The 22382-nt window shown below is 36.9% G+C and carries 16 protein-coding genes and 5 pseudogenes; 15 read left to right on the top strand and 6 right to left on the bottom strand.

What is annotated here, in order from left to right; genetic code table 11:
- The first annotated feature begins 411 nt into the window (after window positions 1–411).
- Window positions 412–978, top strand: a complete 567-nt coding sequence (locus tag V179_RS0107560) for a YybS family protein (RefSeq protein WP_028390934.1) — start codon at window positions 412–414, stop codon at window positions 976–978.
- 920 nt (window positions 979–1898) lie between these two features.
- Here the strand turns inward: V179_RS0107560 and V179_RS27365 are convergent.
- Together V179_RS27365 and V179_RS0107575 are read right to left on the bottom strand one after the other, a co-directional pair.
- A complete protein-coding gene (locus tag V179_RS27365; protein WP_051404876.1) occupies window positions 1899–2363 on the bottom strand; it encodes a DUF5342 family protein in 465 nt (154 codons plus the stop codon).
- A gap of 74 nt (window positions 2364–2437) precedes the next feature.
- The gene (locus V179_RS0107575) at window positions 2438–2746 is read right to left on the bottom strand and encodes a PepSY domain-containing protein (RefSeq protein WP_028390936.1); all 309 of its coding nucleotides are present in this window, start codon (window positions 2744–2746) and stop codon (window positions 2438–2440) included.
- 341 nt (window positions 2747–3087) lie between these two features.
- On the opposite strand from V179_RS0107575, the pseudogene ftsZ reads away from it, so the two are divergent.
- Window positions 3088–3778 (top strand): annotated as a pseudogene (gene ftsZ / locus V179_RS27370) (cell division protein FtsZ); the annotation flags it as partial.
- A gap of 381 nt (window positions 3779–4159) precedes the next feature.
- Here ftsZ and V179_RS0107595 read toward each other — a convergent pair.
- The gene (locus tag V179_RS0107595) at window positions 4160–4654 is read right to left on the bottom strand and encodes an HPP family protein (protein WP_152534758.1); all 495 of its coding nucleotides are present in this window, start codon (window positions 4652–4654) and stop codon (window positions 4160–4162) included.
- Window positions 4655–4808: 154 nt separating this feature from the next.
- Here V179_RS0107595 and V179_RS31595 point away from each other — a divergent pair, with 154 nt between their 5' ends.
- The 6 genes and pseudogenes from V179_RS31595 (at window position 4809) to V179_RS0107625 (ending at window position 10726) form a co-directional block, all read left to right on the top strand.
- The gene (locus tag V179_RS31595; protein WP_235178984.1) at window positions 4809–5165 is read left to right on the top strand and encodes a pyridoxamine 5'-phosphate oxidase family protein; all 357 of its coding nucleotides are present in this window, start codon (window positions 4809–4811) and stop codon (window positions 5163–5165) included.
- A 329-nt stretch (window positions 5166–5494) separates the two neighbouring features.
- Window positions 5495–6120, top strand: a pseudogene (locus tag V179_RS27380) (formylglycine-generating enzyme family protein).
- 473 nt (window positions 6121–6593) lie between these two features.
- Window positions 6594–8042 carry a sensor histidine kinase gene (locus V179_RS0107610; RefSeq protein ID WP_028390938.1) on the top strand — a complete coding sequence of 483 codons (1449 nt, stop codon included), beginning with the start codon at window positions 6594–6596 and terminating at the stop codon, window positions 8040–8042.
- A complete protein-coding gene (locus V179_RS0107615) occupies window positions 8039–8725 on the top strand; it encodes a response regulator transcription factor (RefSeq protein WP_028390939.1) in 687 nt (228 codons plus the stop codon). The genes V179_RS0107610 and V179_RS0107615 overlap by 4 nt, the downstream gene beginning before the upstream one ends.
- Before the next feature lie 245 nt (window positions 8726–8970).
- Window positions 8971–9661: pseudogene (locus V179_RS27385) on the top strand (ankyrin repeat domain-containing protein).
- Between the two features lie 102 nt (window positions 9662–9763).
- Entirely contained in the window at window positions 9764–10726 is a 963-nt protein-coding gene (locus tag V179_RS0107625) for a DUF4822 domain-containing protein (RefSeq protein WP_028390940.1), read from the top strand.
- A gap of 88 nt (window positions 10727–10814) precedes the next feature.
- On the opposite strand, the pseudogene V179_RS27390 reads toward V179_RS0107625, so the two are convergent.
- Window positions 10815–11517: pseudogene (locus tag V179_RS27390) on the bottom strand (IS4 family transposase); the annotation flags it as partial.
- Between the two features lie 643 nt (window positions 11518–12160).
- Between V179_RS27390 and V179_RS0107635 the strand changes: the two are divergent.
- The 5 genes from V179_RS0107635 (at window position 12161) to V179_RS0107660 (ending at window position 17249) form a co-directional block, all read left to right on the top strand.
- Window positions 12161–12742 (top strand): recombinase family protein, encoded by a 582-nt coding sequence (locus V179_RS0107635; RefSeq protein ID WP_028390942.1) that lies wholly within the window; start codon window positions 12161–12163, stop codon window positions 12740–12742.
- 382 nt (window positions 12743–13124) lie between these two features.
- Window positions 13125–14705, top strand: coding sequence for a spore germination protein (locus tag V179_RS0107645; protein WP_028390944.1), 1581 nt, complete (start codon window positions 13125–13127; stop codon window positions 14703–14705).
- A gap of 5 nt (window positions 14706–14710) precedes the next feature.
- Complete coding sequence (locus V179_RS0107650) at window positions 14711–15898, top strand: Ger(x)C family spore germination protein (protein ID WP_028390945.1); 1188 nt, start codon at window positions 14711–14713, stop codon at window positions 15896–15898.
- Entirely contained in the window at window positions 15895–16116 is a 222-nt protein-coding gene (locus V179_RS0107655) for a hypothetical protein (protein WP_028390946.1), read from the top strand. Before V179_RS0107650 ends, V179_RS0107655 begins: the two co-directional genes overlap by 4 nt.
- A 32-nt stretch (window positions 16117–16148) precedes the next feature.
- Window positions 16149–17249 (top strand): GerAB/ArcD/ProY family transporter, encoded by a 1101-nt coding sequence (locus V179_RS0107660; RefSeq protein ID WP_028390947.1) that lies wholly within the window; start codon window positions 16149–16151, stop codon window positions 17247–17249.
- Between the two features lie 457 nt (window positions 17250–17706).
- Here V179_RS0107660 and V179_RS0107670 read toward each other — a convergent pair whose 3' ends face one another.
- Entirely contained in the window at window positions 17707–18759 is a 1053-nt protein-coding gene (locus V179_RS0107670) for a M14 family zinc carboxypeptidase (protein ID WP_028390948.1), read from the bottom strand.
- Between the two features lie 542 nt (window positions 18760–19301).
- Window positions 19302–19466 carry a Spo0E family sporulation regulatory protein-aspartic acid phosphatase gene (locus V179_RS29815; RefSeq protein WP_084552264.1) on the bottom strand — a complete coding sequence of 55 codons (165 nt, stop codon included), beginning with the start codon at window positions 19464–19466 and terminating at the stop codon, window positions 19302–19304.
- A gap of 511 nt (window positions 19467–19977) precedes the next feature.
- Between V179_RS29815 and V179_RS0107675 the strand changes: the two genes are divergently transcribed.
- Both V179_RS0107675 and V179_RS27395 read left to right on the top strand, forming a co-directional pair.
- On the top strand, window positions 19978–21366 hold the full coding sequence (locus V179_RS0107675; RefSeq protein WP_028390949.1) for a M28 family peptidase: 1389 nt from the start codon (window positions 19978–19980) through the stop codon (window positions 21364–21366).
- Window positions 21367–21612: 246 nt separating this feature from the next.
- Window positions 21613–22173: pseudogene (locus V179_RS27395) on the top strand (recombinase family protein).
- The last annotated feature ends 209 nt before the right edge of the window (window positions 22174–22382 follow it).

Below are 22382 nucleotides of genomic sequence, written 5' to 3' on the forward strand. Positions count from 1 at the left end.
ATTCAAAATGAAATATATAGGTGTATGACCTTCTCAGTCTATATGTCGTGTATATCTGTTCAACAAACTGAATAATGATTAGGAAGGTGGGTTTGAATGGGGGAAGGATTGTGATTGAATATGAATGATTATATGCCGAATGGGATGTTGGAAAAGGAAATGCGCTGACCAATTCAAAACCGGTTCTTTATGGCGAGTAAAGAAGGATAGAAGACAATAACTTTTAATTCAAATGACTGTTTACTCTAAATTTACCCCCGTTTTATGATCGACTTTCTTACTAATCTTTTCTAGAGTGTCAGGTGAAAATGAGTGACGGAATAATGGTGACTATTTAAGTCTAAAAGTACTGAGAAAAAGGATAGAGACCAATAAATCGCACGTTCTGTATGCATAGAGAAGGAGGAACTTATGCGTTGGTTTAGCATTTTATCACAAGAGTCATACAAGCTTCACCATTACTTTAAACCATTTTCTTATTCTAAAAAGCTCGTACTAACCGCCTTACTATCTACACTTGCAGCTATCCTACAGTCAAGTGGAAACTTTCTCCCAGGGATCGGGTATTTGATTAGTCCTTTTGCCACCGCTCCTATTTTGATTTGTACTATGATATCTATTACCTTTGGGATTCAAAGTTACGTTTTAACGTATTTTTTACTGACTCTGATACAACCAGGCGAATCTTTTGCTTTCCCTTTTACAACAGGGATATTAGGTTTAGGAATGGGGATAGCGTTTCTCATTTTAAAAAGAAGGATCGAAATCATTGTTGTTACGTCTTTATTATTGCTAGGTGGAATTTGTTTCCTTCTGTATATTGTCCATTTCCCTATTTTAGGTCCAATTGTCAGCACATCTCTTTCATCAAAGCTAATAGGATTTATTTACATTTTTTCTTTTATATATAGCTGGATATGGGTTGAATTAAGTAGGGTAATCTTTAAGAAATGTTATCAAGTGATGGGGACAAAATAAGATAAGCATTTCTTGCATCATTACTTACAAAGTTAAAAGATACTAAAGCATCACATGAATACCTATACCAAACTAGTTATCCTATAAAACAATTTGGGATTCGCTGTTGTGTGCTTGGCAATGCATTTCTCTAAAGGCAAACCTCGGAACAGGTGGCAAGAACCGTGTTGACTAGTAGACATGGAGAACCTTGCAAAAGATGGGGCAGTCCGACACCACATTGTTTTCTATTAGTTATGAGGACTGGATTCAAGGGAAAGAGACTGGGCGTGACCCAAAGAGGTCTCATCTTTTCCACCTATGTGGTATGTATGTTTCAAAACCCGGATGGACAAGAAACATGTTATGGAAGGTGAGAAGTCTGAACAGGGGATATTAGTGAATAAGCTTACCGGAACGGCCACAATGGTAACAGACCTTTATCTTCTAATTGATAAGGCAGACATTGCTCCAAAAGACAATGTTATGACGCGAAGCCCCTCTGACTTTGAATGATAAGTGGAGCGCTTTAGACTCTACATGTACTAAACAAAAGTCGATGAGGCAGATAACCATAGAATCCAAAGGAAGTAGGTTGTTTAGGGCGGAGTACTAACATTATGACTATCCAATGATATATCTACTCAGATAGTTGTAAAGAATAGGAATGAAACGACTACATGAATGAATCTGAAGGATGAAAAAGCCATCAAAATCGGCGTAAATGGATGGTCCAAACTTCATATCAATTATTGCACGACAAATAAAAAAAGCGGCTGCGCAAAACAGCCATTGAAAATTCTACGGAGTAAAAATGAAAATTCAATGTATGAAACAATATAATGTTATACATTAAGAAAAAACTGGATGTTTTGGGAACGAAAAAAGGTGGGCATCATATAGATACCCAACCTTTTATATGTTTAGTCTATTGATGACATTCAAAAGATTGATTTTTGAACATTGATTTTACTTTGAAAATCTTGATAGATGTGGTTTGTCATCAAGTCATACACTGTAGATTCCAAGTCTCGAAGGACCTCTTCTTCAAGATTATTTTCAGGTTGAGGGTGGAACCACTGGATTTCTTCATCGTGGAAAATTCCATGATAATGATCTCCTTCAAAGTTAAGCGTAAACTGATGACGTTCATGAACTTGATCTTCGAACAATGGTTTTACTTTAAAATCTTGATTAGTATGTTTTGTCATCAAGTCATACACTGTAGATTCCAAATCTTGAAGGTCCTTTTCTTCAAGATTATTTTCAGGTTGAGGGTGGAACCACTGAATGTCTTCATCATGGAAAATTCCTTGATACGTATTCCCTTTAAAGTTTAGCGTAAATTGTTGTCGTTCATGAATTTGATTTTTAAATAATCGTTTTACTTTAAAATTTTGAAACATGATAAAACCTCCTAAATTGGTTATTCATTGAATTTTTCTTTAAATGATCTTAAATCGTTCGTACCATGGCCCTATCAATCTTTTGTGTTTTGATCAATTTTCAAAATGTCACCTGTTGATGCATCAATATCCACGACATATTCTGTATCTTGATTTACAATAGAAATTTCGTATTTTTTAATCCCGTAATTCTCAATGGTTTGAGTGTTCGTTACTAGACCGCCTTTTGATGTGTCTAAGGCAATAGTCTTTGCTTGTAATTCATTAATAGATTGTGAGGGTGCAATGGTTGATTTCGCTATTGGTTGGTTATCAAGCACTGCATGAGCCCCTAGACCACCTGCGATTAAAGCACCTGTTAAAAGCATTGTCATCAAGTTCATTTTTGATAACCTCCTTGTTTTGTTGATAGTTGTATCATAACCACTCGAGTTTAAAGAAATAGAAGAAGTACCTTAAAATTTCCTTAGAAAAATAAAAGAATATCAAGTTTGCGTTTTTTTGACTATGATCTAGTAGGTGAAACTAATAGAAACCCCCACTTGATTAATTGAGTGGGGGTTTCAGCTTTCCATTCATTACGCAAAGCATATTGGAGTTCATACTGTGATGAATGTATGAAACTAGCCAAAATTCATACATTAATAATATAAAATCAAAAACAAACTTTTGACTCGCACTTTTTTTGTATTTGGGGATAGTACCTACATTTTCGTGGATATTCGCCGTTAACCGTATGATCGAGCATGGAGTTAAAGGTGTAGAATTTATTGCTGTTAATACAGATGCACAAGCTCTTAATTTATCAAAAGCAGAGATCAAGATACAAATCGGTGCAACATTGACAAGAGGTTTAGGATAAGGGGTAAATCCAGAAATAGGTAAAAAAGCAGTTAAAGAAAGCAAAGAGCAGATCCAAGAAGCATTAAAAGGTACAGACATGGTATTCGTTACAGCCGGAATGGGCGGCGGTATAGGAACAGGTGCTACCCCTGCTATTGCTCAAATTGCCCGTGAGCTATTGGCGTTGTAACACTTTCGTTTGCGTTGGAAGGCCATAAGCGTGCAACACAAGCAGCAGTCGGAATCGCCTCAATGAAGAAAGCAGTGGACACATAATTGTTATTCCAAACGATCGCTTATTAGAGATTTTACATAAAAATACACCCATGCTTGAAGCATTTCGTGAAGCGGATGATGTTCTTCGCCAAAGTATCCAGGGTATATCGGATTTAATTGCTGTACCAGGTTTAATCAACATTGATTTTGCTGACGTGAAAACAATCATGTCCAATAAAGGGTCTGCCTTAATAGGCATTGGCTGAGCAACAGGTAAACATCGCACTGCGGAAGCTGCAAAGAAAGCCATTTCCAGTCCGTTACTTAACACTTCCATCGACGGAGCCCAAGGTGTGCGTCCTTCTTGTAAATTCTAATTTGGATATTCGAGATGCTCATGATATTTCAACAAGAGTTGAAAATGAATTAATGAAAATACATGATGTATATGCTGTATGTTCATGTTGAACCTAATTGAAGAGGGGGGCAACATAAGAAGGTGATCTCACGTCCAAAGTAAGGATATAGAAGAAAAACAGAGTCAAAAATAATATACATACCTTACTTTACATAGTAATATATGTATATTCTGTATAATTATACCTATTCTTAAAGGGAAAATTCATGAATATGTTTAGTCGTTATAGTGCTGGTTATCTGTAATATTTATCTGGAGTAGTATAAAAAATCCTTTCAGTTATAAGACTGGGAGGATTTTTTAGGACTTACTTCATTTGTTATATCCAAAACACCGGATAATTTCTTTCCTTTCGCAAATTATTAATGAATAATGCGACGAGCACAATGACAATAGAGCCTATTAATACTGGTGTAAATAAAAATTCCCAAGTATAAGTACCAAGGATCACAATAATCGGATCAGCTCCAGCTGGAGGATGTGTTGTTTTGGTTAACATCATCAAACTGATTGCTAATCCGACTCCTAAGGCGAGAGACCAAGGTTCATTTCCAAATACATGATAAACAATTAATCCGACTAAAGTTGATATGAAATGTCCGCCGATTATATTTCTTGGTTGTGATAAAGGAGAGTTCCAAAGAGAAAAAGCTAATACACAACTTGCTCCAAATGAAGCAATTAATATTGGTGACGATGTAAACATTGATAATAAATACAGAATAATAATTGTGAAAGTCCCACCAATAAAACCAGTTATAACATCTTTCACATTTACTTTCAAAGGACTCCGCCCTTTTCCCCTCATTTTCATTAGGTAGGAATACGTCTTGTACTGAGTGATTTTTTCTGGCTGCTCTTTATTCGCTAGATTTCCATCTGTAATCAAATTAGTTTTCCTCATCTCTAAAAAATTTTCTAGATTATATTACTATTTTTTTAAAAGAATTGAAAGTGGCATATTGGTATTGGCCGGTCCTTTTCCGGAATTTCATACAAAGGATTTACCCGTATACCCATCAGACTTGTTCATAGAATGGATAAACATTGCAATTGAGGAAGGTGTTTATGAACCCCATACGATGACATTATCCACTATTGACGAGTCCGGTGCACCTGTTGCAAGAATATTAATTCTAAAAAATGTAACACGAAATAAATGGTACTTTGCAACATCAGCCACAAGTAGAAAAAGGGAACAATTGAAATCTAACCCGAGAGTTGCCTTAATGTTCAATTGGTCAACAATTGGCAGACAAATTCGGATACGTGGAGTTGCTTCCAAAATGACAGCAGAAGCAAGTTCAAGAGATTTCTTAGAATGATCGAGTGAGACTAGGGAAATTGCTTTATTGGGAAATCAAAGTAAAGAAATGATACATCGTGAAGACATTGATAAAGAATTATTGAAAACGTGGGAATTGCTAAAATAAACACCAAATATTGTAAGTCCTACCTGGAGGTTGTACGAAGTCGATGCAAACGAAGTTGAGTTTTGGTAAGGAGATTCAGAAAGAAAACATAGGAGAGTACAATATCAGCTAACTTAAATGGCTACTTAAAAAATTTAAAGGTGTATATTCCTGAAGGAGAAATCCGTCTATGAGATTTTCGGAACGAGCAAAAATGGATTAGTTCAAACTATTAATTTGGAATGCTCGGTATTAGAAAAAATTTAAAGGAATTTATTTGGAATGTTGAGATAAAGCCATTTTATCTTGCAAAATATACGGTTACAGAAGAACTTTATGCGATTATTATGGGGAAGAAATTTTTAACGACGACTGAGGCTCGAAAACCAGTTGTTAATGTTTCATGGATAGATGCAATAAATTTTTGCAATATACTGTCTGATGCACTGGGTTATGACAGGTTTTACGATTTTGATAATGAAAATAAAGCAGTTATTTGCAATTATGGTACTAATGGTTTTCGTTTACCGACAGATCCTGAATGGCAATATGCATGTAAGGCGAAATCAAAAGATTATCGGTATGGTGAAATTGATGAAATTGCTTGGTATAAAGATAATTCTTAGGAACGAGTACACGAAGTTGGTAAGAAGAAGCCTAATGTATGGGGTTTGTATGATACGATTGGAAATATTTGGGGTTTCACTGAAACTTATACGATGAAGAGACATTTGGTAATTACAGAATAATCCGCGGAGGAAGTTGGGCAGAAGAAGAACGTGGGTGTGGAGCTACTTGTCGTAGCAAGAGTATGCCTGATTTTTATATAGATGATATCGGATTTAGAATTGCTAGATCAATCGTCTAATAATTTGAAATTCTGAATTGATATACGAATTATAAGGTAATTCACAAGGTTCATAGAACCTAAAAGGAGGTGTGGAAAGGTAATTTTACCTAAACTATCCAGTGCGCTTTTCCACAATATCTTACGTAAGCAGCAGAAGGCTCTTAATAATGATGAACGATCTTCCTTTAAAGGGCATTTTCCTTAAGGAAGTCTTTTTTTCGTTTTATGATTGTTCCATTCCTATTCAAGTTGGTTTATCTACAACTCAATGGGCATTGATTCCTTACAGAATAAAGTATCACTAATTATAAGGTGTTTAGAAATATTTCATACATTTTTTAGAAAGTTTTAAGATTTGTGTGATATGGTTCTTTTAATATCTTAGAAAAATGAGCTTCTTTTATCTGAATAGTGTGGTTTACAAAAGTATCTTTCATGCTAAGAATAAGGAATGATCTGGTGAAAATTTTATAACAAAGCGAGTGAATAAGATGTCAATTAAGATGAGGTTTCTGTTGTCTTACGTTGGGGTGATCCTTTTTTCTATCACTTTATTATTGGCAGCTGGTTTTTTAATTATTTTTGCTATAACAGGTGATGTAAAATCTATAGAACATCTTTACAAAAAAACGTATGTACAAAAACCTTTGACAACAGTAGAAGAAAGTGTATTTCTCGATTTAAAGCTTTTTGCTAAAAAAAATCCTAAACAGCTCCTAAATGAAAAGGAGCTCAAGGGGATTGAGCAGGAGGATATCGAGATTGTTGTTAGAAAGGGCACAAAAGTTGAGTACGCTTCCCCAGCTCTTGACAAACAGGCATTGATTAAATCCCTTCCCGGGTTTGAAGAAACAAACATCAATACGCGAGATACGATTAAAATCAACGACTATTTTTTTACGTATGTGAAGTTTGATTTTTATTTTCCGGATAAAAGTGAAGGTAGTATTTTCGTATTAAGAAAGGCAAGTTCCTATGCTGAGCTCATTCGAGAATTGTTTCCAATTTTATCGGGACTTTTGCTATTTCTGTTTATTATGATTATTGGTATATTGAACTATTTAGTTTCACGAAGCATTATTAAGCCTATCTCAATTCTTAAAGAAGGTGCCGAAAGAATAAAATCAGGAGATTTAAATTTTGAAATCAAGGCCATTTCGAATGATGAAATCGGACAATTAAATCGGGCGTTTGAGGAAATGAGAATAAAATTAAAAGAATCCGTTAATCTTCAGCTTCAGTATGAGGAGAATCGAAAAGAGCTCCTGTCTAATATTTCCCATGATTTAAAGACACCTATTACTTCGATTATTGGATATGTAGAGGGGATTAAGGATGGTATAGCAAATACCCCTCAGAAAATGGAGAAATATTTATCGACTGTGTACTTAAAAGCAAAAGATATGGATTCATTGATTGATGAGTTGTTCTTATTTTCCAAGCTGGATTTAAAAAAGGAACCATTCCATTTTGAAACTGTCGAACTAGATAAATATATGAGAGACTACGTAGAAGAACTTTATTTGGATTTACTTCAGCAGGGTATTCATATTGAGTTGCATCTTTTGAATAAGCCAATCTACGTGACAGCGGATAGAGAGAAATTTAAACGAGTATTGGCCAACTTAATGAGCAATTGTGTGAAATATATGAACAAAGACAAAAAGAACATTTCTATTTCTCTCCATGAACAATTATATGATGTGGTTGTACAAGTAACAGATAATGGGCAAGGGATAGAACCTTCTGCTTTACCATATATTTTTGATCGTTTTTATCGTGCAGAACAATCGAGAAATTCTCAGACAGGCGGAAGCGGTTTAGGACTTGCGATTGCAAAGCAAATTATTGGGGAGCATGATGGGGAAATCTGGGCTACTAGTGAGTTAGGTAAAGGTACGAGTATATTCTTTTCTCTAAAGAAAGGTGGAAAAATGTGAAACAAATATTACTTATTGAAGATGATATTAGCATTGCAGAATTGCAAAGGGATTATTTGGAAATAAATGGCTTTTGCGTCGATATTCAACATAATGGTGATGCAGGACTCCAACTGGCTCTTCAAGAACATTATGATTTAATTATTTTGGATATCATGCTTCCAGGAGTAAATGGGTTTGAGATATGTAAACAAATACGCGCAGTTAAAAATATTCCTATCTTGTTTGTATCGGCTAAAAAAGAGGATATCGATAAAATTCGGGGTCTCGGTTTAGGGGCAGACGATTATATTACAAAGCCTTTTAGTCCAAGCGAACTGGTAGCTAGAGTGAAAGCACATATTGCGCGCTATGAACGTTTAGCAGGGAACCCAACCAATTCAAATACGATTTTCGTTCATGGAATTTCAATCGATAAGTCAGCACGCAAAGTTTATCTTAACGGAGAAGAAGTTCCGTTTACGACAAAGGAATTTGATTTGATCGTGTTTTTTGTGATGCACCCGAACCAAGTATTGAGCAAAGAACAGCTTTATGAAAAGATTTGGGGGCTGGAGTCAGCTGCAGATGTTTCAACGGTCACCGTTCATATCAGGAAAATACGTGGGAAAATTGAACGAGACCCTGCACAGCCGAAATTCTTGGAAACCGTTTGGGGAGCCGGATACCGATTCAATGTTTAAATTAAATAATGTGTTTTAGACCCGTCACAAAGGTGGCGGTTATTTTTTTATAAACATGAAGAAATTTTAAGAATAAGTTTATCTTTTTTAAGAATTTATTTAGAGGGAGTTTACATTTGGGTACTAACATAATAGAAGTAGTAACTAAGTTCATTGAGGGGATCTGAGCCTTTTCATTTCAAGTTAATAGCAAAAAATAATAAAAGAACGATAGGCAGGTGAATTTGATGTGGAGGTAGTTAACAATAGTTATTGGAGGCATTATCCTCCTTCAGGGATGTATCTCAGATAATGTTGCAGAACCAAATACACAGGAAAAAGAGATAAGGGTAGAAATAGATATAAATGAACAATTAATTCAAGCTGCAGAACGCAAGGAAACAGAAACAATAAAGAGATTGATTGAGGAAGGTGTCGATATAAATACAAAGGACTCAGAAAGACGAACTGCTACTATGATCGCAACTAATAATAATGATGTCGAAACCGCTAAAGTCTTGATTAAAGCGGGGGCTGACGTCAACATTCAAGATAACATGTAAAAACATTCCTTTTTTATATGCCGGTGCAGAAGGATATGTTGAAATTCTTAAACTTACGATCGAAGCAGGTGCGGATCCGGCGAAGATTAACCGTTATGGAGGAACTGCATTGATTCCTGCTTCAGAACATGGTCATATAGATGTCATCAAGGAACTTCTCACCAAGACTGATATTGATGTAAATCATGTAAATGATCTCGGTTGGACCGCATTAATCGAAGCTATCGTGTTGTATAACGGTGGTGAAAGACAACAGCGAGCCATACAACTGCTAATCGATCACGGGGCGGATGTGAACATTCCGGATAGAAATAATGTAACTCCTTTGCAATATGCACGTGAGAAAGAGATTAAAGTTATTGAACAAATTTTGTTAACAGCAGGAGCAAAATAGCCAGATTGTATAAGCTTCCAAGTAAAATCAATACCGTATTACTGCTTAATTATTAGGATAATCTAAAATATACCACAATAAGAAAATGAGGAGACGATAAAAATGAACAAAAAAGCAAAAGCAATAACATCAATAATGCTCGGATTCACATTATTTTTAACAGGTTGCAACGCTAACGCCCAAGAAAATCATAGTGAACAGAAGCAAGAACGAGCTGTTAAGAAGACTAAAAAGGAAGATAAGTTAACCAAAGGTCAGGAAATGGCTAACATTCTTAGTAGTACAAATTGGCAAGGTACAAGAGTGTATGACAAAGATAATAATGACTTAACAAAAGAGAATGCAAACTTCATTGGCCTTGCGAAATATGATGTGAAAACAGGAAGATATGAATTTTTTGATGCTAAGACAGGTGAAAGTCGTGGCGATAAAGGAACATTCTTTATCACAAATGATGGGAAGAAGAGAATATTAATTTCAGAATCAATGAATTATCAAGCTGTTGTTGACATAACAGAAATAAATAAAGATGTTTTTACTTATAAAAGAGTGGGGAAAGATGCTAATGGTAACGATGTAGAGGTATTCGTTGAACATGTTCCATATAAAGAAAAAGAGCTGTCTTTCACTGATCCGGACAAGCAGTTGAACACTACTACAGGAGATATTGTTAAAGACGTTGATGGAGATAAAATTTTAGGTAGTACCCTTTGGAACGGAACAAAGATATTAGATGAAGACGGCAATGATGTAACAAAGTATAATTCGATGTTTATAAGTCTGGCAAAATTTGATGACAAAACGAATAAATATGAATTTTTCAACATTGAAACAGGAAAAAGCCGCGGTGATTATGGCTACTTCGATATTGTACACGAAAATAAAATTAGAGCCCATGTATCAATTGGAGATAATAAGTATGGTGCCGCTCTTGAACTTACAGAACTTAATAATAATAAATTTACGTATAAAAGAACTGGTAAAGACAAAGATGGCAAGGACATAATTGTATTCGTTGAGCATGAACCTTATAAAGGTGATCTTAAACCAAAATTTACTAAATAAAAAACGTCAAATAAGATTAGCGTCTAGTAAAAAAGGGAATGGGGAAATCCATCCCCCTTTTTTTGCGACGGGCAGTCGCATCGTTCCACGTGCCATTTTTGAAGTATTCTGGCTCAGGGTTCTTGATATAAATGCGTGTATTCAGCTTCAACCGCGAGATATAGTAAGCCTTTTTATCATGAATGGCTTGTAAGTCTCCTAAATCGAAGTAACCAAGATCGCGCAAACATAAATCGCCTGCCTCTACGGTTTCAAGGCAGATGGTACCGTATGTTTTATCATTATTCTTTCCTGGGCCAAGCTGCACGTTAAGAAATTGACCACTGAGTAAATCATATTCCAATTGGATTTTTACGCCTTCCGTATTACTGCTCCCACCTGAACCTTGATAGTCTGCGACGAATTGATCAGGCAGCTGAAATACTGTCGCATCTAAAATACGGATACGATTGAAAGCAGACATTATGTGTGCAGAAAGCGATTGAATGGAACAGAATTTTTGTGTGAGAAGAGAAGTAAAAACTTCTCGAAGAAATGATGGCTGCTGGATTAAAGCGTTGATTCAGTCCTTCCAGGCTCATCAGTACCCCTGTAGAAGCTTCTTAACCGTGATGTGCTAGAGACTTCCTGACTGAGCCATCTGAAAAGGGCGATGAGTTCGTTTGCTTGATACTTACTAGATCGTTTACAAAGCCAACTTGTTTGGCAATGTCTTGTAGGACTACTGGAGATAGAAAGCGTTGTAATTCTTGTGAGAATAGATGTAATTCTTCAGATAGCGAGAGAATCATGAAAAAACGTCATTCTTTTCGAGTTTTTTACTGAAAGAATAACGTTTATTCATTTTGGGGGAAATTCATTTCTTTAGCTTGATGGGCATGGGGTAGCGTCAGGAAAATGTGATTTTCTTCCAGGACTCATTATAATGAACGCTAACATTATCGTTTTTTGGGCAACACACAAAAAGCTAGGGCACATTCATTCATTTTGTTGAATTTACCCAAATATGGGACAAAGTGCCAGTCCCCGTATGCTAAAAATTTACGTCCCAACGATCACTTCCACCCCATGCCTTTCAAGTATTTCTTGCATGTTTTCTCCTACTTCCTTTTCCGTTATAACGATATCAATAGCATCCAAATCACATACTTTTTGAAAAAGGTTTTATTAAACTTTGTTGAATCTATTAATACAATTACCCTGTCAGAGCGTTTGTAAAAGTATTCTAATAAGGAATTTATCCGTTCATAAAAGTACACTTTTTCGAATGGGTATTTTTTGTTTGAATACTTTCAATAATTACGTTCGTAAACTTTAAAATTAATTTACGAACGTCTGTTTAGTTATATCTACTTTTGTGAACGCCTATTGATAGAATTATAGAAAAAGAACCAAAATGAAGGAGATTAAAATGACGTTCGAAAGTTTGGATACATACGAGTTAGCAGCAAGGATCAAAACGAGGGACGACAACTTGAAGCCATGAAAGAAAAGGGAATAGGCGAACGAGATATTTTCATGGACAAACAAAGTGGAAAGGATTTTAATCGAACTCCGTATCAGTTGCTTAAACGAATGTTGAGAAAAGGAGATGTCTTATATATCCATTCCTTGGATCGCTTTGGACGAAACAAAGAAGAGATTTTACAGGAGTGGAATGAAATCACTAAGAACATCCAGGCTGACTCTGTGGTGTTGGATATGCCACTGCTTGATACGACTCAAATTAAGGATAGCCTAGGGACTTTCATAGCCGATCTCGTTTTGCAGATTCTTTCCTGGATTGGTGGAAGAAGAACGGGAGCGAATTCGAAAACGGCAGAGGGTATTGATTTGGCTATGCAAAATGGAACAGTATTTGGTCGACCTAAAGTTGAGGTGACTGAAGAATTCAGAGTAGTCTATGATCGTTGGAAAGCAGGGGAGATGACTGCTGTTAAAGCGATGAAGGAAATATGTATAAAAAGGACGACTTTTTATAAGTTAGTCAAGGAGTACGAGGGATCATTGAAATAAATCATATGTATTAACTCGTCAAAGACGTGACCTACCGTCGATGGTAATAGTCCCATTTTTACAAATTGGTAATGCTTTTTGGGATCATAGGTTACCATTTGGATAAATTGGTTAGGGGTTTATAAAGACAAATTGCAATAAGATATACGTCCAAAGAGGGGCTTTTGTATGTGTATCAAAGCTTGTTCTGAAATAAGAAGAAATAAGTATTCGGCTCAGCTGCAAAACTGGGCTTTTTGTATGCAAACTTTTTTAAATATTTCTTTGGGAATTGCACGACAAAATTCGTCATACTTTCAAGTATCTAAAAATTGGAAAGTCAGAATAATCTTCACAGATTGTGCAAAAAATACACTTAAAACGTACTAAGGAGAACCAATTAATGAAATTTTCGGGGATATGGAAAAAGAAGAAAGATCATTTTCAAAATATACAATTGAATGAATCGTTGGATACATTACCAAAAATCCCTCTACATACGGAGTTAAATCAAAATATAGAAGTACTAAAATCAGTATATAAAGATTGCTCTGATGTGGTATTTCGTGAATTTAGTATCGGTAGCAGCATTAATGCGGTTCTTCTTTACATTGATGGTCTTTCAAATACTGAAGAAGTCGATCAGCATGTGCTTAAGCCGCTTATTCAGATGAAAAACCATGAACATGGTGCAATATTTGAGAAAACAAAAAAGGAAATATCGGTTTCCGATATTAAGGACATTTACTCGATTAATGATATTTTTAAACAAATTTCAATTGGCAACTCGATTATATTAATTGAAAATGAAACAAATGGAATTTCCATTGGGTTGCCGAAGTGGGAAAAACGCAGCATTATGGAACCAGACGCGGAATCAGTCATACGGGGACCAAGAGAAGGTTTTATTGAAACTTTAAGAGTAAACACCTCCCTTTTACGCAGGAAAATTCGTCATCCGTTATTAAAAATGAAACAAATGGATATTGGTCGTTACACAGAAACACAGGTCATCGTTGCTTATATCGAAGGGATTGCCGACAGCACATTAGTTGATGAAGTGACAAGCAGGCTAAAGCGAATTAAGATTGATGGCATTTTAGAAAGCGGATATATTGAGGAAATGATTGTAGATCACCCGTTTTCTCCTTTCTCACAAGTTTTAACAACGGAACGGCCGGATGTAGCAAGTGCCTGCCTTTTGGAAGGGCGTGTTGTAATCTTGATTGACGGCACCCCTATTACATTAATTGCTCCTTGTACGTTCGCAAGTCTGATGCAGGCACCTGAAGATTACTATAATCCGTTTTACATCAGTACCTTGATCCGTTGGCTGCGATATATATTCTTTTTTATCGCTTTGCTCGCTCCATCAGCATATGTGGCAATCTTAACGTTTCATCAAGAAATGCTTCCAACCACACTGCTCTTAACCATTGCTCAAAGCCGCGAACAAATCCCTTTTCCGGCATTGATTGAGGCGTTTATTATGGAAATCACTTTTGAGGCGCTAAGGGAAGCAGGTGTGAGATTACCAAAACAGGTTGGCGCTGCTGTTAGTATTGTCGGAGCCCTGGTCATCGGACAAGCGGCGACTGCGGCAGGACTGGTTTCATCACCGATGGTCATGGTAGTCGCCATTACAGGTGTCGCATCGTTTTTAATGCCAAGATATGCGACCGGCATATCGATTCGAATCCTGCGCTTTCCTATCATGATTTTTTCCGGAATGTTAGGTTTATTAGGTGTCATGATCGGTATTACCGCTATTGTCGCACATATGTGTACCCTAAAGTCCTTTGGTGTACCATATTTCAATTCGATAGCGCCTCTTAAGATTCAAAATTTGAAGGATGTCCTGATTCGAGCCCCTTGGTGGGCCATGGATACACGTCCTGAATTTATTTCAAAGGATACTAGTAACCTAAGGCGTCAGTCCAGTAACCTAAAGCCCGGTCCAAGCAAAGGTGGTGGCGAAAGTTGAGTTGTATGATCAGACCTATTAAGAAGGCTATGACCTTAATGCTTCTGCTTTGCTTGACATCGATTTTCCTAACAGGATGTTGGGACCGCACTGAGGTGAATGATTTAGCTCTCATTTTGGCAGCAGGTATAGATAAGGGCAAAAACAAAAATATCGAATTATCGGCCCAAATTTATATCCCGGGAGGCTCACAAGGCGGACAACAGTCCGGGATGTCCAGCAGTTCCAGCATTGGTCAGTCATTTGTTAGGTCAGCTGAAGGAGAAACCATTGCGGATGCGATGGCGCGACTCCAGGAAGAACTCACAAGGGAGGTTTTTTGGGGGCAAAATGAGGTGCTCATTATTGGTGAAAAATTAGCAAAAGCAGGAATAAATGATGAAATTGATTTTTGGATGCGGCATTCGGAACCTCGTATACGTGCCGATGTTTTTGTTTCGAAAGGAAGGTCAAAGAATGTTTTGGGGGCCATGCCTGAATTGGAAAGAGACGCCGCAAAACAACTACGTAAAATCGTAAAAACACATATAGGTGTAAAAGTGACAGTGAAGGATTTATCCCAGATGCTAGCAGGTGAATCTGCTCCAGCCGTACTTCCTTGGGTTGAAAAACTTCCCCCATCCCTAATGGATAAGAAAAAGGAAATTCCAATCATTAATGGAGCAGCCATTTTTAAGGAAGGAAAAATGGTAGGAAGATTAGACGATAAAGAAACAAGGGGTATTCTTTGGCCTAGAAATGAGATTAAATCTGGTATGATTACGATTTCTATTGACGACGAAAATGGCTACATCTCCTTGAAATTATTAAGAAGCCATACTGAGTTGATCCCTTCCATAAAGAATGGTCAATGGAGCATGCACATCAAAACAAACGCAGATCTTGAAGTTGTACAAAATACGACAAAACTAAACTTATTCAATTCAAAGGTCATAAAAAGGTCTAAGCAAAAGGTTGCTGATGAAATTGAACAAAGAGAACGGTTAGCTTTCTCGGAAGTACAGGAAAAGTTAAATTCTGATATTTTCGGCTTTGCTAATGAATTTCAGAGTAAATATCCACAAATATGGAAACAAAAGAAAGACGAATGGAATGAAATTTTCCCACAAGTAGCCGTTTCTTTTGAAACGAAGGTAAAGATTAAAAGAACCGGTTTGGCAACTGGAAAACGTCAAAGAGGTGTTGAACAATGAAGATTGGAGGGATATTAGGGGTAACAGTTATATTGGTGCTTATCTTTTTATACCAATGGCCCAAGTTGAAGAAAAATGGGAGAAAAGTAAAAATGACCTTTTTTTTGTTGATGCTTCTTAACTGGGTTCTTGCTGTTTTGCTCGTTATCTTTCCAGAAATGCCGGGACCTGGGCAATTAATTGATTTCATCTATAAATCATTTGAAACGTTTTGGTAAATAGACTCCTTTTAGAAAAGGAATGAACAAATATGATTGAAAAAGGTAGAATTTCTTACTTAGAGCTAGCACTCATTATGTATGCAACAGTTGTAGCCACGGCCATTCTTTACATCCCATATGTCACATCACAGCATGCAAAGCGTGATTTGTGGTTGTCTCCCATATGGGGTTCCTTGAGCGGCTTTCTCATCGTCATGATTATTGTAAAGCTTTCTAAGTTATATCCAGGGAAAACACTAATCGAATATGGTGAACTTATTCTTGGTCGGACCCTTGGCAAAATTATCTCGTTCATTTACTTGTTTTTTCTATTACACGATACTGCTATCGCATTTAGGGAATATGGTGAGTTCATTGAAAGTGCTTTTTTGCATAAAACGCCAATCATTTTTGTTACCGGTAGTATTGCCCTTTCTTGCGCGATTGCTGTCCACGGGGGCATTGAAACGATTGGAAGATGTGCTACAATCTTTTTGCCGATTGTTTTAGCTCTCTATATACTGATTTATGTCTTTCTTATTCCTGATTTAAATGTAAAAAATATATTTCCAATCATGCAAGATGGGATAATGCCCTCCATTAAAGGATCCATTGCACCACATGCCTGGTTAAGTCAATTTTCATTGATGTCATTCCTGATCCCGTTTTTAACGAATCAACAAAAGGTTATGAAGTGGGGAATGTTTTCTGTCATTGCCAGTGTCTTAACCATGGTATTTATTAATCTTGGGAATCTTTTATTATTTGGAGGAATTATTTCTAACCTATATTTCCCTGTGTTTGAGGCTGCAAGATTTATAAGTGTCGGTTCTTTTTTTGAACATATTGAGTCAATGGTCATCGCCTTTTGGGTTCTTGGTGGTTTCGTACAACTTTCCTCCTTTTTTTATATGCTTACACTTGGCACTTCACAATGGCTAACACTGCCCAGTTATAAACAGTTTGTATTACCAATTGGTTTTTTAATTATTATCTTTTCAGTCTGGTCAATCCCCTCGTTTGAGGAAATGATTCGAGGAATGGGTACAACTATGCCCTTTTATTTCTTAACGGTTCAGTTCCTCATTCCTGTTTTACTCCTAGGTGTTGCGGTCATACGGCGGAAGAGATCGAACTCGTTCTTGCCGTAAGTTTTTGGGGTGCCAATATAGCAGTCGGCATTCAATTACAAATGCAAGGTATGAATGCAAATCAGCTGCGTGAATCCGCAGACCATTTGTTAAATCAGTCATCATTCCATAAAGCTGCGGCAAAAATGAAAGAATCCTTGCAAAAATCGGCGAGGTATCAACAGGCTGTTGATGAGATTTTTGAATTTAAAAGACAATATAACATCTAATAGAAGAAACTCGTCAAAAAATATAGCCTTTGCTCATGATAGCAAAGGCTAATATAACGAGGAATAAATTATCACTATCTCTAAAACAAGCTCTAAATATAGTTTACTGGGGTATCGTCAGGAATGTGATGCTATACAACGATTAGGTTGGTACACGTTTTATTAGTCAACATAAGACCTTATATAGAGATAATTTGATTGTGTATCATTAGCTAATGAACATTGACTATCATCGCTGATATAAGGAGTTATTCTGTTTCTTCTCCAGAAGGCCGAGTCGTTTGGGTTGGAAGGGTATTCCAAAAACTTGTATCCACTTTTTCAATTGAACCATTAGCGATGGCTCTAGTTGCTGCATCAAGGGTGGTTATTGTTTGCTTAATCAAATAACCATTGCTTTTTTGTCCAAGTGCGTAAGACTCATAGTTGTGATCAGACATGCCGCGCATTTCAAAAAGAAGTGTTGAAATATCATATTGAACTGCGGCACCATTACGGCCAATTGTTTCCTCTGAACCGCCATTGTATTTTCCAATATTCCCCCATCCCTTAGAGTTAATAGCATTGAACACGACAGCTCCTAATTTTTTTGAACGTTCTAGGACTTCCGGCTTTACATTCCGGTTTGTCGGATAAAGGATGGACCCTGATACATATTTCCCGTCTATTTCACTTTGAGTTCCTTGATGATGGAGATCAATCATATAATTTATTTTGTACTTTTTTAACACATTATTGTGCAATGCTTGAGTTTCTGGATGTATTTTGGCAACATGGTCACGGTTCAAATCTGCGCCAACAGCATTATAGCGAGTCAAATGCCTTCCGCCGTCAGCGACATAGTCATCAAGGGAAAAGTTGACATCACCCATTGCTCCGTCAGCATTTAACATTGGTACGATAAGGATGTTTACATGATCAAGAACACCTTTCATTTTGTTCGTTCCTAAGTGTTTTATAAATTCTAGAGCGCCTTCCGTCGTCAGTTGTTCATTACCGTGCTGTTGGGTTAAAAAGAGGATGGTAGGATTGCTAGGGTTAGAAATATATTTCGCGAGGTAAATATCACGGCCTTTTACAGTTTGACCAATCACTTCTAGTTCCATATCATTTTGTTTTGCATCTTGGGTTTTAAGAAATTCAACTAGTTCATTGTATGTATGTAGGATAGAAGTCTGAATCGATTCATTTCCGCCATAATTCGGCCCTTCACCGACTGCCCCAACAGAATTGGGAGCGCTTACAAATCCTCCGACTACCATTAAACCAGATAAAGATAACGCAATGACTTTCTTTTTCATTTTATAACCTCCATTTAATATAATTGTAACAATATTCAATAAATTCACTACAAGGAGAATATTACAATTAATATGGGGGCATGTACATAGTGATTAATTACTAAATTTGTTATCCTTAAATTTACCTATTTAGGTTGATTTTAGGAATAAAAATAACCGATTTGCTCTTCAGTTTTCACAAAATTAAACAGTTATTAATGGCCAAAAACAAACAGGCAGAATTAGAGGAAAGGGTACCAGAAGGCCGGAATTAAAAATTGATAATCAATTTCGACTTCCCCAGAGGATTGGTCGCTACAAGGGGACGATGGATTTGATGTATTTCGTGGAGGGGAAGTCTGTTATTAAGGTAACTGGTGCTTTACTTGAACAAGATTAAATAAAAAAGGTCGATTCCTACAATTGACCTTTTTTAATGGGTTGGATCAGGACCAGGGAAAGCTTCACGGATTGAGGGAAAAAACATTCGTTTTTTTTCTTGATATCAAGCAGGTATCGAACCTGCTTGATAGTTGCTGAAACAGCCTAAAACGTATGAAAGGTTATTCGGGGAAGAAAGGAATGCATTTGGAGCAAATGCTTACAATCATTAGCTTATCTAGCTTTTGACTTAAATATAACGTTTTTGGTGCAGTTAAGCCGAGTTCAAGACCGGCTTTTATTAGTTCTTTTCTCATCAATTCTATTTCAATAGGTACATCGTTCATAGTGGTAGTTTCAAGAGACTTACCTCAAATCTATATATCTTTAATTAAATGAATTATTACATAAAACGGAAATTAATTCAATGATTAGTATTGGAGACATAATTGGGATCGCAACACTACAGCATGTAAGAAAGGGAAGAGCGTCCTTTCTTACATTCTATACGGCTTTAAGTGGCCCGATGACCACAGTCTGTGGCTTATGCATACATTTTTGCTAGCAGATGTGCAAGATTGATATTTATCCTTATCACTGTCAAGAATCCGTTGTTCTTTACGGTTAAGAGCAAGATTGATTTATGCCTTTTTTGCTTCAGCAAAGGTGTCCTAATGCGGTGAAAATTGCACGTAGGGTGTTTGCTTCAGTTGTAATCAGGGACAAGTGGATAGATATCTCAATAAATATCTAAATTTTTTGAACATTTAATATTGGACAAACTATGAAAATCCATTTACTATTTATATAGGTGGTAAATTTTGAAAATAAAGGAAATGAAAAGGGGGTACCACATTGATAAGAAAAACATCCTTATCCATTTTACTTGCAGCTAGCCTTTCCTTTGGGGGAACTGCTGTATGGGCCGCACCAGCACAGAAAGCAAATCTACAATCGGATCAAGCGTTTGACAACAAGATTGTCAAACGGATTAAGGAAGAAAACATTTACAATCATATTGCAGAGCTTTCAAAGAATCCACGTGTTGCTGGAACACCAGGTGAGGACGTAGCGGTGGAATACATAAAGCGCCAATTTGAGTCTTATGGATATGAAACGGAAGTGCAAGCATTCGATATTAATAGTTATATAGAACCTAGTTTAATTGAATTAAGTCTTGATGGTATGACCTTCGAACCTGCACCAATCAGCTTTACCTATGGTGTAAATGGGGAGGTAACTAATGAGCTAGTTTACGTTGGTTTAGGAGCACCAAGTGATTTTGAGGTAAAAGATGTAAAAGGCAAGATCGCTCTGATCAAACGTGGTACCTATACCTTCGCTGATAAAATCTTGAACGCTACGGCGGCAGGAGCTTCTGCTGTCATTATTTATAACAATACTGATGGCGTAATCAGTGGAACACTCGGTGAACCCAATGATGATTATGTTCCATCTCTAGCCATCACTTACGATCAAGGATTTGCTTTAGAGGAACGTCTGAAAAAGGGTGAAACCGTAACGGCCACCTTGAAAATAGAGGGAGCTCAAACAAATAAGGCAATTTCTCATAATGTGATAGCAACAAAAGAAGCGACTCAAAAATCGAAGAATCAATTGGTTCTTGTTGGTGCTCATCATGATTCTGTAGATGGAGCGCCGGGAGCAAATGACGATGCTTCGGGTACAGCTACTGTGCTTGAGTTGGCACGAGTATTTGCGAATGCTCAAACCGATACCGACATTCGTTTTGTTACCTTTGGGGCTGAAGAAAATGGGCTATTAGGTTCATATGAATTTGTTAAAAGTATGACCGATGAAGACTATTATCGCACAGTCGGAATGTTCCAAATGGATATGGTTGGAAGTAAGGATGCTGGTCCATTAATTATGTACACAAATGACGGTGAGAAAAATATCGTGACGGATTTAGGAGCATCAGCAGGTGCTCGTTTAGCCAAGACGGGAGAAGCAACTCCTTACGGTATGGAAGGGCGAAGTGATCACGTTCCATTTGCGGAAATAGGACTTCCTGCTGCATTGTTTATCCATGCGCCAGTAGAACCATGGTATCATTCGCCACAAGATACCTTAGACAAAATTAGTTTAGATAAGCTAAAAGAAGTATCTAATATTGTAGGTGCTGCTATATATCAAATTGCTCGCCCTGATACTCCAGCATTAGAAAAGGCTAAAGTTGCACCAAAAGAAGTCGATTACAATTTTGAGGAAAGAGAACTGGAATAATCGATATTAGCCCTGCGGGTTTTCCGTATGGGCTTTTTTAGTTTTTATTAACTCATCGACTAACGGTGTAGTTTAGTTAAAAGGAGTTACTGCAATTTAAGTAGTGCCTACTTTACATTTTTAGATTGTACATCTACCATCTATGTTCCAAAACTCTGTTCATTATTCTATGTTCAATAACATATCGAATTCTATCTTAAGTTACAACTTGAACTTAAAGGAAAAATGAGAAAAGAGTGATTACTGGTGTTAATTGGATATGCGCGCGTTTCGACAGGGTTACAAAATTTAGATTTACAAATGGACGCGTTAGCGTAACATTTCTGTGGAAAAATCTTCCACGATAAGATGAGTGGAGCGAAAAAGCAGCGCCCGGGTTTGGAGGAAGCACTTCAATATGCACGTGAAGGCGATACCATTGTTGTTTGGCGATTAGATCGTCTTGGTCGTAACTTGCAAGACTTAATACAGATTGTGAATACTTTGAACGAACGAGGTGTAGGCTTTCACAGCCTGCAAGAAAACCTAACGATGGATAAAAGCAACGCAACGGGACAATTAATGTTCCACCTCTTCGCTGCCTTTGCAGAATTTGAACGGAATCTGATCGAGGAACGCTCAGCCGCAGGACGAGCAGCAGCTAGAGCGCGTGGTCGTCTTGGGGGACGTCCGGAGAAACTGGAAGCGAAAGATATTGAAATGATGAAATCGCTCATTGAAAATGGTACATCAATTAAAGATGTGGCGGAAAAATGGGGCGTATCACGAACAACCATTTATCGCTATTTAGAAAAACCTCTAAAATAAAACGTAAAGCGCTTATTACCAGCTCACAGCTTGGATAAGTGGTTTTATTGTTTAGAATAGGCGTAGTGAAAAATTGCAATAAGAAACAGTTGCAAATTACCCAATAAAGTGACAGAAAAATTAGCACTATTATTCTCTGTGTCTATAAAGTTTTAACTTCTGGACATACAAGCTATGTGTCGACTTTTTTTAAGTTTTCACTTAGCCTT

This window comes from Bacillus cihuensis (assembly GCF_000504145.1).
Taxonomy (GTDB): domain Bacteria; phylum Bacillota; class Bacilli; order Bacillales; family DSM-1321; genus Peribacillus; species Peribacillus huizhouensis.

Bases quoted from the DNA above. Each gene is read 5' to 3' on its own strand.
- V179_RS0107560 (WP_028390934.1), top strand. From the start codon at position 412: ATGCGTTGGTTTAGCATTTTATCACAAGAGTCATACAAGCTTCACCAT.
- V179_RS27365 (WP_051404876.1), bottom strand. From the start codon at position 2,363: ATGTTTCAAAATTTTAAAGTAAAACGATTATTTAAAAATCAAATTCAT.
- V179_RS0107575 (WP_028390936.1), bottom strand. From the start codon at position 2,746: ATGAACTTGATGACAATGCTTTTAACAGGTGCTTTAATCGCAGGTGGT.
- V179_RS0107595 (WP_152534758.1), bottom strand. From the start codon at position 4,654: ATGAAAATGAGGGGAAAAGGGCGGAGTCCTTTGAAAGTAAATGTGAAA.
- V179_RS0107610 (WP_028390938.1), top strand. From the start codon at position 6,594: ATGTCAATTAAGATGAGGTTTCTGTTGTCTTACGTTGGGGTGATCCTT.
- V179_RS0107625 (WP_028390940.1), top strand. From the start codon at position 9,764: ATGAACAAAAAAGCAAAAGCAATAACATCAATAATGCTCGGATTCACA.
- V179_RS0107645 (WP_028390944.1), top strand. From the start codon at position 13,125: ATGAAATTTTCGGGGATATGGAAAAAGAAGAAAGATCATTTTCAAAAT.
- V179_RS0107650 (WP_028390945.1), top strand. From the start codon at position 14,711: ATGATCAGACCTATTAAGAAGGCTATGACCTTAATGCTTCTGCTTTGC.
- V179_RS0107655 (WP_028390946.1), top strand. From the start codon at position 15,895: ATGAAGATTGGAGGGATATTAGGGGTAACAGTTATATTGGTGCTTATC.
- V179_RS0107660 (WP_028390947.1), top strand. From the start codon at position 16,149: ATGATTGAAAAAGGTAGAATTTCTTACTTAGAGCTAGCACTCATTATG.
- V179_RS0107670 (WP_028390948.1), bottom strand. From the start codon at position 18,759: ATGAAAAAGAAAGTCATTGCGTTATCTTTATCTGGTTTAATGGTAGTC.
- V179_RS29815 (WP_084552264.1), bottom strand. From the start codon at position 19,466: ATGAACGATGTACCTATTGAAATAGAATTGATGAGAAAAGAACTAATA.